Annotated in this window: 10 protein-coding genes; all 10 read left to right on the top strand. The window is 62.5% G+C overall.

What is annotated here, in order from left to right:
- The first annotated feature begins 162 nt into the window (after positions 1-162).
- Positions 163-1,230: an Mrp/NBP35 family ATP-binding protein gene (locus tag AC2ISB_RS08490; RefSeq protein WP_486574706.1), complete on the top strand. Its 1,068-nt coding sequence runs from the start codon at positions 163-165 to the stop codon at positions 1,228-1,230.
- Between the two features lie 943 nt (positions 1,231-2,173).
- The gene (mraZ, locus tag AC2ISB_RS08485) at positions 2,174-2,656 is read left to right on the top strand and encodes a division/cell wall cluster transcriptional repressor MraZ (protein ID WP_406721678.1); all 483 of its coding nucleotides are present in this window, start codon (positions 2,174-2,176) and stop codon (positions 2,654-2,656) included.
- A 3-nt stretch (positions 2,657-2,659) separates the two neighbouring features.
- Positions 2,660-3,688 carry a 16S rRNA (cytosine(1402)-N(4))-methyltransferase RsmH gene (gene rsmH, locus AC2ISB_RS08480; RefSeq protein WP_486574705.1) on the top strand — a complete coding sequence of 343 codons (1,029 nt, stop codon included), beginning with the start codon at positions 2,660-2,662 and terminating at the stop codon, positions 3,686-3,688.
- Complete coding sequence (gene ftsL / locus AC2ISB_RS08475) at positions 3,685-4,071, top strand: cell division protein FtsL (protein ID WP_339107796.1); 387 nt, start codon at positions 3,685-3,687, stop codon at positions 4,069-4,071. Before rsmH ends, ftsL begins: the two co-directional genes overlap by 4 nt.
- 1 nt (position 4,072) lies before the next feature.
- A complete protein-coding gene (locus tag AC2ISB_RS08470) occupies positions 4,073-5,878 on the top strand; it encodes a peptidoglycan D,D-transpeptidase FtsI family protein (RefSeq protein WP_339107795.1) in 1,806 nt (601 codons plus the stop codon).
- Positions 5,879-6,076: 198 nt separating this feature from the next.
- A complete protein-coding gene (locus tag AC2ISB_RS08465) occupies positions 6,077-7,567 on the top strand; it encodes a UDP-N-acetylmuramoyl-L-alanyl-D-glutamate--2,6-diaminopimelate ligase (RefSeq protein ID WP_339107794.1) in 1,491 nt (496 codons plus the stop codon).
- Positions 7,567-8,997 (top strand): UDP-N-acetylmuramoyl-tripeptide--D-alanyl-D-alanine ligase, encoded by a 1,431-nt coding sequence (locus AC2ISB_RS08460; RefSeq protein ID WP_406736247.1) that lies wholly within the window; start codon positions 7,567-7,569, stop codon positions 8,995-8,997. The genes AC2ISB_RS08465 and AC2ISB_RS08460 overlap by 1 nt, the downstream gene beginning before the upstream one ends.
- A 13-nt stretch (positions 8,998-9,010) precedes the next feature.
- Positions 9,011-10,093: a phospho-N-acetylmuramoyl-pentapeptide-transferase gene (gene mraY, locus AC2ISB_RS08455; RefSeq protein WP_339107793.1), complete on the top strand. Its 1,083-nt coding sequence runs from the start codon at positions 9,011-9,013 to the stop codon at positions 10,091-10,093.
- A 99-nt stretch (positions 10,094-10,192) separates the two neighbouring features.
- The gene (gene murD / locus AC2ISB_RS08450) at positions 10,193-11,593 is read left to right on the top strand and encodes a UDP-N-acetylmuramoyl-L-alanine--D-glutamate ligase (protein WP_486574704.1); all 1,401 of its coding nucleotides are present in this window, start codon (positions 10,193-10,195) and stop codon (positions 11,591-11,593) included.
- 243 nt (positions 11,594-11,836) lie between these two features.
- Positions 11,837-13,006, top strand: a complete 1,170-nt coding sequence (gene ftsW / locus AC2ISB_RS08445; protein ID WP_339107791.1) for a putative lipid II flippase FtsW — start codon at positions 11,837-11,839, stop codon at positions 13,004-13,006.
- Positions 13,007-13,014 lie beyond the last annotated feature (8 nt).

Below are 13,014 nucleotides of genomic sequence, written 5' to 3'. Positions count from 1 at the left end.
GGAAAGTGCATAACACATTCTGACCTATTTCCCCTGGATTCGGATATTTCATTGCGTGTGCCCCGTCATGGTTGCGGGAAAACGGCGGGCAGGGCGTTTCGGGGGCTTGAACAGCGCGTCCAAATGGCCACAGTCGGCGAAATTCGAGTTCTGGAGGCCCCGATGACACTCACCAAAGACACCGTTCTGGCAACCCTCGCGCAGGTCAGGCTGCCGCAAGGCGGCACCGTAACAGAGCGCAACCTGATTCACGCGCTGGCAGTCGAGGCGGGTGTGGTGCGATTCGTGCTGGAGGGGGCACCGCAGGCCGAGCTGGAGGCGATCCGGTCGCGGCTCGAGGTCGAGCTGAAGGCTCTACCGGATCTCAAGAGCCTGTCGATTGTGATCCCCGCGGCCGGACCTGCAGGGGCGAAGGGGCCGACCATTGGCGGGCATCCCAAGAAGCAGTCCGGTCCGCTGCCGGTGGAGGGGGTGACACATGTGATCGCCGTAGGGTCGGGGAAGGGAGGGGTCGGGAAATCGACCGTTTCCGCCAATCTTGCGGTTGCGCTGGCGCGTCAGGGGGTAAAGGTCGGGCTGCTGGATGCCGATATCTACGGCCCCTCCCAGCCGCGTATGATGGGGGTGTCCAAACGTCCGGCCTCGCCCGATGGCCATACGATCCTGCCGTTGCAGGCGCATGGGGTCACTCTGATGTCGATCGGGTTCATGCTGAAAGAGGACGAGGCGGTGATCTGGCGTGGTCCGATGCTGATGGGGGCGCTGCAGCAGCTTCTTGGGCAGGTGAAATGGGATCATTACGGGCCGCTGGATGTGCTGATCATCGATCTGCCGCCCGGAACGGGAGATATCCAGCTGTCCCTGTGTCAGAAGACCAAGCTTGACGGCGCGGTGATCGTGTCCACCCCGCAGGATATCGCGCTGTTGGATGCGCGCAAGGCGCTGGATATGTTCAAGCGTCTTGGCACGCCGGTGCTGGGCTTGGTCGAGAATATGTCCACCTATATCTGCCCGGAATGCGGCCATGAGGCGCATCTCTTCGGTCATGGCGGGGTGGCCGAGGAGGCCGCGCGGCTTGGTCTGCCGCTTTTGGGGTCTTTGCCGTTGAATATCGAGGTGCGTCTGGCCGCAGATGCGGGTACCCCTGTTGCGGCGGGCGAAACCGCTGTGGCGGCGCCTTATGCGGGGCTGGCCGCGACGCTTGCGCGGGTCGCGGATCTGGCGGGCTGAAGGGCCGGTCCGGTCCGGCGCCCGAGAACGCCGATCCGTGTCGTCCGATCCGGCAAAGCCGTGGCGGGGGCAGGACGGGAGCCCGCTGGGAATTCACGGGAACGGGCCACGGGAGTTCGCGGGACGGGAAATGACGGGAAACGGTCGGCTTCTGGCGAGGCCGACCGATTCTGATTCTGACTGAGGAGATAGTGGTCCTGCTTCCGATTCGGGGTGCGGTTGGCCGGTTAATCTCCCGTGACGCAGCGGAACTGCTTCGCGCATATTCCCCTTCTCCCGCAGTTGCATCATAAAAAATGGCGCATTTTGCCTAATTTTTGGCGAATTCCGAGGGTGGGTTGGGCTTGACTCTGGTGGCCGATCACGAGAGATCACGCTCCGGTGATAGTGGTTAATAAATAGTTAATAAGTTCTGGACCCGTGGTTTTTGGGTGACATTGTGCTCCGCCATTTGGGATTTGGCGGGATTAAGCAAAAGTTTTTTCATCACTAGATTTGGTGTCTGAATCTCACAAAACCACGATTTATTACTATGCCGTTCCCCTCATGTTCTCAGAAGGTTAACTTATCCACAGAGTTGTCCAAGGTCATTAACCAACTGTTAGCTAAAAACCTATTGCCTCCCGTAAATTCCCGTGGCATCCCTAACTCATCGCAAAGGCGGGAACATAGAGGCACAAAGACCTCACGGCGAAAAGAGCAGTTTCATACAGGCACCCCCTGACGCGAAAAAGAGAGATCCGGCGCGCGAGCGAGCAGACATCCCCCCAGGTGGCGCGCGCAGTCGGACAGCCCAGAGATGGGAACGAGGGCGGCGGATTGGGCAGTGGCAGCAGCTCAATCCGCCGTTTTCATTCTGACCCTTCGGGGTCGCCAATACACCCGACGGCCAGAGGCAGAAGGTGCGTCGAGAGGGGCAGGAGAGGGTTCGCAATTGGCGGGCATGTTCATAGGCGAATACACCTTCAAGGTGGACAGCAAGGGTCGCATGTCGATCCCGGCTGCGTATCGCCAAGAACTGGCCGACGGTGACCCGAGCCGCCCCAACCAAGATCGCCCCCGCATGGTGATCGTCTACGGGGCCGACAATCAGAAAATGCTTACGGTTTACACGCAAAGCGCCTTCGAGGCGCTTGCGGCCGATATCGCGGCCCTGCCGCGCGGCTCGAAAAACCGTACCATCCTGCAACGTATGGTATTGTCCAAATCGCAACCGCTGGAGATCGATCCGGATGGCCGTATGGTCCTTCCGGCATTCCTGCGCGAAAAGATCGGTCTTGAGAACGAGGCCTATTTCGCCGGCGTCGGCGAGACCTTCGAGATCTGGAAGCCCGAGACCTTCGAGGATGCCGATCAGGCCAATGTGGATCAATGGATCGACGAGATGGGCGATGATTTCGACCCGCTCTCGCTTTTGGGGGCCTAAACCATGAGCGCGCCCGGCCGTCCGCATATTCCGGTTCTTCTGCGTCCCTTGCTGAAGGCTGTGGCCCCTGTCGAGGGCATCTGGATTGATGGCACCTTTGGCGCGGGCGGCTATTCGCGCGGCCTTTTGGCGGAAGGTGCAGCAACGGTGATCGGTGTGGACCGTGATCCGATGGTCTTTGACATGGCCGAAAGCTGGCGCGGCGACTATGGCGACCGGCTGCGGCTGGTGCATGGCACCTTCTCCGAGATGGATGACTATGCCGCCGAGATCGCGCCCGAGGGGCGTGTGGATGGCGTGGTGCTGGATCTGGGCATCAGCTCGATGCAGATCGATCAGGCCGAGCGCGGCTTCTCCTTCATGCAGGACGGCCCTCTGGATATGCGTATGTCGCAGAGCGGGCCGTCGGCGGCCGATCTGGTCAATACGCTGGATGAGGAAGAGCTGGCCGATATCCTCTATCATTATGGCGAAGAACGCGCCTCGCGCCGGATTGCCCGCAATATTGTGAAAGCCCGCGAGATCGCGCCATTTGCTACGACCAAACAGCTGGTCGAGGTGATCGAGCGCTCGCTTCCGCGCCCCAAGCCCGGTCAGTCGCATCCGGCGACCCGCAGCTTTCAGGCGCTGCGCATCGCGGTGAATGATGAATTCGGTCAACTCATCGAGGGGCTTGAAGCCGCCGAGCGCGCGCTGAAACCGGGCGGGCTTCTGGCTGTGGTCAGTTTCCATTCGCTGGAAGACCGTGTTGTGAAGCGCTTCTTGCAGGCGCGCTCTGGCGGGGGCGGGCAGGGCTCGCGCTATGCACCAGTGCAGAAATCCGCCGTGCCGGGCTTTGATAAGCCCTCAAAGGCTATTCCTCCGGACGAAGAAGAGCTTATAGACAACCCGCGCGCCCGTTCGGCCAAATTGCGAGTCGCGCGTCGTCTTGATACCCCCGCCGCACCGGCGGACCGTAGCACGCTGGGGCTTCCTGCCCCTGTTCTGGAACCCGCTGGCAAAGCCACGCCGCATAAACGGAGAACTCGATGAGATCGTTGATCTATCTTGCAACGGCTCTGTGTGTGATGGGGCTGGCCTTCTGGGCGTATCGCGTCAATTACGATACTCAGGACAAGCGGGACGAGCTGCGCGCACTGGATCGCGAGATCGCGTCGCTGAACGAGGGTCTGGGCGTTCTGCATGCCGAATGGGCCTATCTCAACCGGCCCGATCGTCTGCGGGAACTGGTGAACCTGAATTTCACCGATCTCGAGCTTTTGCCGCTACAGGCCGACCAATTCGCCACCGTATCGGAAATTCCCTATCCGAATCCGGTCGAGATGGCGGATCCGGATGCCCCGCAGGAGCCGGATGTCTTGGCGCAGAACGGTCAGGCGGCGAAAAACGGGCAGGCACCAAAAGAGGGGTTGTAAGATGATCCGCATTCCGCTCCGGCCTTTGGCAAAGATCATTTCGGCCCGCAATCGCGGCGAGAACCCCGACGATATCGAACGCGAGAACACCCGCATCCGTGGCGAGGCCACCCGCGACCGTGCGCGGGTGCGTGCCGAGGGGCGGCTTCTGGTGATGGGGCTCGCCTTTGTGGCGGGCTTTACCGTTGTGGGTGTGCGGATGGGTTCGCTTGCGGCCTCCGAGCCGGTCGAGCCGCGCGCGGCCGCCCCTTCGGGCATCCATGCGCAGCGGGCCGATATCGTCGATCGCGAGGGCCGCGTGCTGGCCACCAATCTTGTGACCCATGCGCTTTATGCACAGCCGCCGATGATGGTGGACCCTGTGGGCACGGTTGACAAGCTGATCAAGATTTTCCCCGATCTTGACCATGACCGGCTGATGAAGGATTTCACCGGCAACCGAAAATTCGTCTGGATCAAAAAGAAGATCTCGCCCGAGCAGATGCAGGCCGTGCATGATATCGGCGAGCCGGGGCTGTTGTTCGGCCCGCGCGAGATGCGGCTTTATCCCAATGGTGCCGTGGCGGCCCATATCCTGGGCGGGTCGCGCTTCGGGGCCGAGGGGGTAAATTCTGCCGAGATCGTGGGGACGGCAGGTGTCGAGAAAGAATTCGATAGCTGGCTGCGCGATCCGGCCAATAAGGGCGCGCCGCTGAGGCTGTCGATCGACCTGACCGTGCAGGCGGCGCTGGAAGAAATTCTGGACGGCGGCATGAAGCTGATGAATGCCAAGGGCGCCACCGCGATCCTGATGCAGGTGCAGACCGGCCAGATCGTGGCGATGGCCAGCCTGCCCGATTTCGACCCCAACAAACGCCCGCGTCCGCTGACCACGGGCGATGCCTCCGACAGCCCGCTGTTCAACCGCGCGGTTCAGGGGCTTTATGAGCTGGGCTCGACCTTCAAGATTTTTGCGGTCTCGCAGGCGATGCAGATGGGGCTGGTGACCCCTACCACCGTCGTCGATAGCCAGTCGCCGATGAAAGTCGGGCGGTTCCGTATCCGCGATTTCCACAATTACGGTGCCCATCTGACGGTGACCGATGTCATCAAACACAGTTCGAACGTCGGCACGGCGCATATTGTCGAGATGTTCGGCCCCGATGCGCAGAAGAAGTTTCTTGCCAAGCTGGGCTTTCTCAAGCCGACCTCGGTCGAGCTGATCGAGGCCGAGACGGGCCAGCCGCAACTGCCGCCGAAATGGGGAGATGTTTCGGCGATGACCATCGGCTATGGGCATGGTCTGGCGGCCAGCCCGCTGCATCTGGCGGCGGCCTATGCCACCATTGCCAATCACGGTATCCGCGTCGAACCCACACTTCTGGCGGGGGTGGATAAAGGTCATGGCGAGCGGGTGATCAGCGATGATGTGTCGCGCAAGGCACTGGCGATGATGCGGATCGTTGTGACGCAGGGGACGGCCTCGTTCGGCAATGTGCCGGGCTATGAGGTGGGCGGCAAAACCGGCACCGCCGATAAGGTGAAGCCGACGGGCGGCTATTATGACGACAAGGTCATCGCCACCTTTGCCGGCGCGTTCCCGATTTCGGATCCGAAATATGTGCTGGTGCTGACGCTGGACGAGCCTTCGGACAATTCCGGCCCGATCCCGCGCCGCACCGCAGGCTGGACCGCTGTGCCCGTGGCCGCCGAGGTGATCCGCCGTTGTGCCCCGCTTCTGGGCCTGCGCCCGATGCCCGCGCATGACCAGATTGCCGGTATTCAGGTCACCAAGAAGCCGGGCGAGAAGACGGTCGCCGACGAGTGATCGGGGCAGGTCGCGGGGCCTGTCCGCACCGGTCGGAATTTGCCGATACGGTCGGGCGGCAGGCAGGCGATGCGTTGACCTTGTCCACTTGCCCGCGATAAATGAAGCCTATGGGGCAGGGGCCGCTTTTGACGGAAGGCGCGTCATCTCCGGCACCCTTTTCGCCGCGCGCCGAAATTGAAACAGAGAGCCATAATCATGCCGACAGATGTGCCGCAATCGAGCCTGATCGCATTGGGGCTGACCCCGCATTCGGGGGGGGACCGCCAGATTACAGGGCTTTCGGTCGACAGTCGTCAGGTCCGGCCCGGTCATCTTTTTGCAGCCCTTCCGGGCACGAAGGTGCATGGGGCCGATTTCGTGCCTGCCGCGCTGGCCAAAGGTGCGGTGGCCGTTCTGACCGACCGCGCGGGGGCGGCGCTGGTGCAGGCGGCTCTCTCCGAGGCGGGGGCGACGCTGGTTGTGGCGGAAGATCCGCGGCAGGCGCTGGCCTATGCGGCGGCGCTGTTTTTCGGGCAGCAGCCTGCCACGATGATCGCGGTGACCGGCACCAACGGGAAAACAAGCGTGGCCACGTTCACCCGCCAGATCTGGCAGGTTCTTGGCTATGAGGCGGTCAATATCGGCACCACCGGTGTAGAGGGGGCCTATTCCGCCCCGTCCAATCACACGACCCCCGAGCCGATCACGCTGCACCGCCTTCTGGCCGAGATGGCCAAGACCGGCATCACCCATGCCGCGATGGAGGCTTCGTCGCATGGTCTGGCCCAGAAGCGGCTGGATGGTGTGACCCTGCGCGCGGCGGCGTTTACCAACTTCACGCAAGACCATCTCGATTATCACGCCACCTTCGAGGACTATTTCGCGGCCAAGGCGGGGCTGTTCGGCCGTGTCCTGCCGGAAGACGGGGTGGCCGTGATCAATATGGATGACCCCAAAGGCGAGGCAATGGCCGAGATCGCCCATGCCCGCGGGCAGCGGGTGATCCGTGTGGGGCATGGTGAAGAATGCGAGATGCGGCTTCTGGGCAAGCGTCCCGATGCCACAGGGCAGGATGTGCGCTTTGCATGGGAGGGCAAGCCGCAGATGGTGCGCCTGTCGCTGATCGGCGAGTTCCAGGCGATGAATGTGCTGACGGCTGCGGCGCTGGTGATCGGCTGCGGGGCCGACCCTCTGTCTGTGGTGCAGGCGCTGGGGCATCTGACGACCGTCAGGGGGCGGATGCAGCAAGTCGCGGTGCGCGAGAACGGTGCGACGGTGTTTGTCGATTATGCCCATACGCCCGATGCGGTGGCCACGGCGCTGAGCGCGCTGCGTCCGCATGTGCTGGGCAAGATCGTGGTGATCGTCGGGGCGGGCGGGGACCGTGACCGGACCAAGCGCCCGCTGATGGGCAGGGCCGCGACCGATCATGCCGATATGGTCTTTGTCACCGATGATAATCCGCGCACCGAAGATCCCGCCCTGATCCGCGCGGCGGTGATGGAGGGCGCGGGCCCGACCGCAATCGAGGTGGGCGACCGTGCCGAGGCCATCCTGCTGGCGGTCGACAAGCTGGAACCGGGCGATGCGCTGCTGATTGCGGGCAAGGGCCATGAGACGGGGCAGGTGATCGGTACGGATGTCTATCCGTTCGATGATGCCGAACAGGCATCGGTTGCGGTGGCTGCACTGGATGGGAAAATCTGATGACACTCTGGACCACAGCCGAGATTGCCCGTGCCACGCGGGGACGGGCCACCCTTGACGCACAGATCGGCGGGATCTCCATTGACACCCGCACGATTGCGCGGGGGGATCTTTTCGTGGCGCTGACCGCGGCGCGCGACGGCCATGATTTCGTGCGGCAGGCGCTGGATAAGGGGGCGGGGGCGGCGCTTGTGTCGCGTATTCCCGAAGGCTGTAGCGAGGCCGATCCGCTGGTGCTTGTGGCGGATGTTCTGGAGGGGCTGCAGGATCTGGGCCGTGCGGGGCGCGCGCGCTCTGGCGCGAAGGTCATCGCGGTGACGGGGTCGGTGGGGAAGACCTCGACCAAGGAGATGCTGCGCGAGGTGCTCAAGGGGCAGGGCAAGACCCATGCGGCCGAGGCCTCTTTCAACAATCACTGGGGGGTGCCGATCACGCTGGCGCGCCTGCCGGCCGATGCCGATTTCGCGGTGATCGAGATCGGGATGAACCATCCGGGCGAGATCGCGCCGCTGGCGCGGATGGCGCGTCCGCATGTGGCGATGATCACCACGGTGGCTGCGGCCCATCTGGCGGCATTCGACGACCTCTTCGGCATTGCCCGCGAAAAGGCGGCGATCTTCGAGGGGCTGGAGCCCGGGGGCACCTGTGTCGTGCCCTTGGGGCTTGAGGTGTCGGACGTGCTGGTGCAGGCGGCGAAAGCGGCGGGCGAGGTGGTGACGTTCGGGGCGGACGAGGCGGCAGATTACCGGCTGGTCAGGGTGGATATTCATGGCGATACTACCGTGGTGCAGGCTGATGCGCGCGGGCAGGATCTGCTTTTCAAGGTGCAAAGCCCGGGGCGGCATTTCGCTTCCAACGCTTTGGGCGCGATTGCCGCCTGCGCGGCGCTTGGCTGCGAGCAGGCGGTGGCGGCCATCGATCTGGGGCATTGGGTGCCACCGGCGGGGCGCGGCACGCGCGAGAGGGTGCTGTTTGACCCGATCAACCCCGAACAGGGGATCGATCTGTTTGATGATGCCTTCAACGCCAATCCGACCTCGATGGCGGTGGCGCTTGAAATGCTGGCCGCCCAGATGCCGCAAGATGGTGTGGGGCGGGTCAAGCATGGCCGCCGTGTGGCCATTCTGGGCGAGATGCTGGAGCTGGGGCCGGGCGAGGCGGAGATGCATGCGGGGTTGGCGCGTCTGGCACCGATGGCGTCGATCGATGTGGTGCATATGGTCGGTCCGCGCATGGCGGCCTTGCGCGATGCGCTGCCTGCGGCCAAGCGCGGCGAGTGGTATGAAACGGCGCAGGACATGGTCAGCCGCGTGCGCCATCTGGTCGATGCGGGCGATGTGATTTTGGTGAAAGGCTCCAAGGGGTCGAAGGTGAGCCTTGTTGTCGAGGCGCTGCGTAAGCTTGGTCAGCCGGTTTCGACCGAGGTATAAAGGATAAGACGGAATGCTCTATTGGTTGACAAATCTTTCGGACGGGGGCGACCTCTTCAACCTGTTCCGTTACCTGACCTTCCGTGCGGGAGCGTCGTTTTTTACCGCGTTGATCTTCGGGTTCCTGTTCGGTCCGGCACTGATCAATTTCCTGCGTCGCACGCAGGGCAAAGGGCAGCCGATCCGCAGCGACGGGCCGGAAAGCCATCTGGCCAAAGCCGGTACGCCGACCATGGGGGGCTTGCTTATTCTGGCCTCCATTCTGGTGTCCACGCTGCTTTGGGCGCGGCTGGATAACGGCTATGTCTGGCTGGTTCTGATGGTGACGGTGGGCTATGCGCTGATCGGGTTCGCCGATGATTACGCAAAGGTCTCCAAGCAGAATACCAAAGGCGTCAGCGGGCGCGTGCGGATGGGGTTGGGGCTTTTGCTTGCGGCGGTTGCGGGGGTGTGGGCGGCATGGCTGCATCCGGCAGATCTGTCGGGACAACTGGCGGTGCCGGTGTTCAAGAATGTGCTGATCAATCTGGGTGTGCTCTTCGTGCCTTTTGCGATGCTGGTGATCGTGGGGGCGGCCAATGCGGTCAACCTGACCGACGGTCTGGACGGCCTGGCGATCATGCCCGCCATGATCGCGGCAGGCACTTTGGGGGCGATTGCCTATATCGTGGGCCGGAGCGATTTCACCTCCTATCTGGATGTGCATTACGTGCCCGGCACCGGCGAGATTCTGGTGTTTACGGCGGCACTGATCGGCGCGGGGCTTGGGTTCTTGTGGTATAACGCGCCGCCTGCGGCGGTGTTCATGGGCGATACGGGATCTTTGGCGCTTGGCGGCGCGATCGGGGCGATTGCGGTGTGCACCAAGCACGAGATCGTTCTGGCGATTGTCGGCGGGCTGTTCGTTGTGGAGGCCATGTCGGTGATCATTCAGGTGGCCTATTTTAAACGGACCGGCAAGCGGGTGTTCCTGATGGCGCCGATCCACCACCATTTCGAGAAGAAGGGGTGGGCGGAGAGCCAGATCGTGATCCGGTTCTGGATTATTTCTCTGATCCTTGCGCTGATCGGTCTTGCGACGTTGAAGCTGCGCTAAGAGAGGGGGCTGTCTGCCCCCTTTTGGGCCTTGCGGCCCAATTCACCCCCGAGGATATTTCGGGCAGCTGGAAACAGGCGACATGGGAAGGGTTTTGTCATGATTGCAGTACGCGGTGTCGAGGGGCAGAAGATTGCCGTTCTGGGCTTGGGCCGTTCTGGGCTGGCGACAGCGGCAGCGTTGCAGGCGGGCGGGGCCGAGGTGCTGGCGTGGGATGACAGTCCGGAGGGCCGCGCGCGGGCGGAGACGGCGGGGTTTGTCTGCCGCGATCTGTCGAAGGCGGGGGCTTTCGAGGATGTCGCCTTGCTGGTGGTCTCGCCGGGGATTCCGCATCTTTATCCGCATCCCAACCGGATTATCGCGCAGGCGATGCAGATGGGTGTGCCGGTGGATAACGATATCGGGCTGTTCTTCCGCTCTTGGGCGGGGCCGGACTGGGACAGCTTCGACGTGGCCCCGAAGACGATCTGTGTGACCGGATCGAATGGCAAATCCACCACCACCGCGCTGATCCATCATGTTCTGACCCATTGCGGGCGTCGGTCGCAGATGGCGGGCAATATCGGGCGCGGTGTGCTGGATCTGGAGCCTGCCGAGGATGGCGATGTGGTGGTGCTGGAATTGTCGAGCTATCAGACCGATCTGGCGCGGGCCTTGACGCCGGATGTGGCGGTGTTCACCAATCTGTCGCCGGACCATCTGGACCGCCATGCGGGAATGGGTGGTTATTTCGCGGCCAAGCGGCGGCTCTTTGCCGAGGGCGGGCCGGATCGGGCGGTGATTGGTGTGGACGAGCCCGAAGGGGTCTATCTGGCCAATCAGATCGCCACCAACCGCGAGGATGACCGGCTGATCCGTATTGCCGTGTCGCGCAAGCTGGGCGATTGGGGCTGGTCGGTTTTCGCGCGCAAGGGGTTTCTGGCCGAATGGCGCAAGGGGCGGCAGGTGGCCTCTATCGACCTGCGCGCGATCAAGGGGCTGCCGGGGGCGCATAACCATCAGAATGCCTGTGCGGCCTTTGCGGCACTGCGCGCCATCGGGCTTGCTCCGCGCGAGATCGAGGCCGCTTTCCACAGCTTTGCAGGTCTGCCCCATCGCAGCCAGACCGTTGCCGAGAAAGGCGGGGTGGCGTGGGTCAACGACTCCAAGGCGACCAATGTCGATAGTGCGTCCAAGGCGCTTCAGGCTTTCAAGAATATCCGCTGGATTGCGGGCGGGCTTGGGAAAGAGGGCGGGGTTGCCTCGCTGGCCAAGGATCTCGAACATGTGAAAAAGGCCTATTTCATCGGCCACTCGGCGCGGGATTTCGCCTTGCAGCTGACGGGGCTGGACCATGAGATCTGCGAAACGATGGACGCCGCTGTGGCGGCCTGTGCGCGCGATGCGGTGGCCGGAGATACCGTGCTGCTGGCACCGGCGGCGGCCAGCTTCGACCAGTATGGCAGTTTCGAAAAGCGCGGCGAGCATTTTGTCGCGCTGGTTGAGGCGCTGGCCGACTGAGAATCGCAAAGGTTTTCCGTTGTATAAATCAGGCTTTCCCTTTTATGGGATGGCCATGCATTTTCCTGAGTAGGAGCGGCGCGCGTTCTGGCGCACAGATCGCGGCAATCTCGTGGCGAAATCCTGCGAAATGCGCCGTAAATCGGACATAGTTTATCTGGCCATAAGGCATAAATTGCGCTAGCATCGAAGGCAGACCCGGAAAACGGGCATTTTTTCGAGGCAGTACGGCAGTAACAGCCCATGACAGATATGGTTTTCGGCACCGCGCCTTCGCGCGTCGGTGAACCTGTACTTCCACGCTGGTGGCGGACCCTTGACAAATGGGCGCTGTCTTGCGTGTTGATCCTGTTCGGGATCGGGATGCTTCTCGGGCTTGCGGCCTCGGTGCCGCTGGCCGAGAAGAACGGTCTTGAGGCGTTTTACTATGTGAAGCGTCAGGCCTTCTTTGGCGGTGCGGGCATCGTTGCCATGCTGCTGACCTCGATGATGAGCCCGCGTCAGGTGCGACGTGTGGGCGTGCTGGCCTTCTTTGCCTGCTTTGCCGCCATTCTGGCCTTGCCCTTCGTCGGCACGGATTTCGGCAAGGGGGCGATCCGCTGGTTCTCGTTCGGTTTTGCATCCGTGCAGCCTTCGGAATTTCTCAAGCCTGCCTTTATCGTGACCGCAGCATGGTTCATGGCGGCGGCTCACGAGATCGCAGGCCCGCCCGGTCGGCTATATTCCTTCATCCTGATGGTCATCATCGTGCTGATCCTTGCGATGCAGCCCGATTTCGGTCAGGCCTCGCTGATCCTCTTTTCGTGGATGGTGATGTATTTCGTCGGGGGCGCGCCGATCATGCTGCTTGTCTCGATCGGGGGGCTGACAGCCATCGGGGGCTTTACCGCCTATAACCTTTCCGACCACTTTGCCCGCCGTATCAATGGCTTCCTGTCCTCGGAGGTCGATCCGCGTACCCAGATCGGCTATGCCACCAACGCCATTCAGGAGGGCGGCTTCTTTGGCGTGGGCGTGGGCGAGGGCACAGTGAAATGGTCGCTGCCCGATGCGCATACCGATTTTATCATCGCGGTCGCGGCGGAAGAATACGGCCTGATCCTCGTGCTGATCATCATCGCGCTCTATGCCACGGTCGTCATGCGCTCGATGCTGCGTCTGATGCGCGAGCGTGATCCCTTCACCCGTCTGGCAGGCTGTGGTCTGGCCGCGGCGTTCGGGGTGCAGGCCTTTATCAATATGGGCGTGGCTGTGCGTCTTCTGCCTGCAAAGGGCATGACGCTTCCCTTTGTCAGCTATGGCGGTTCGTCGATGATCGCCTCGGGGATTGCCGTGGGCATGTTGCTCGCGCTGACCCGCTCGCGCCCGCAGGGGCAGATTTCGGATATTCTGGCGCGCAACAAACGCGGTTGAGAGGGGCT

This window comes from Thioclava sp. NS-SX20, assembly GCF_057380695.1.
Note: the sequence above shows the minus strand (reverse complement) of the source record. Positions and strands in the feature narration are given on the sequence as shown.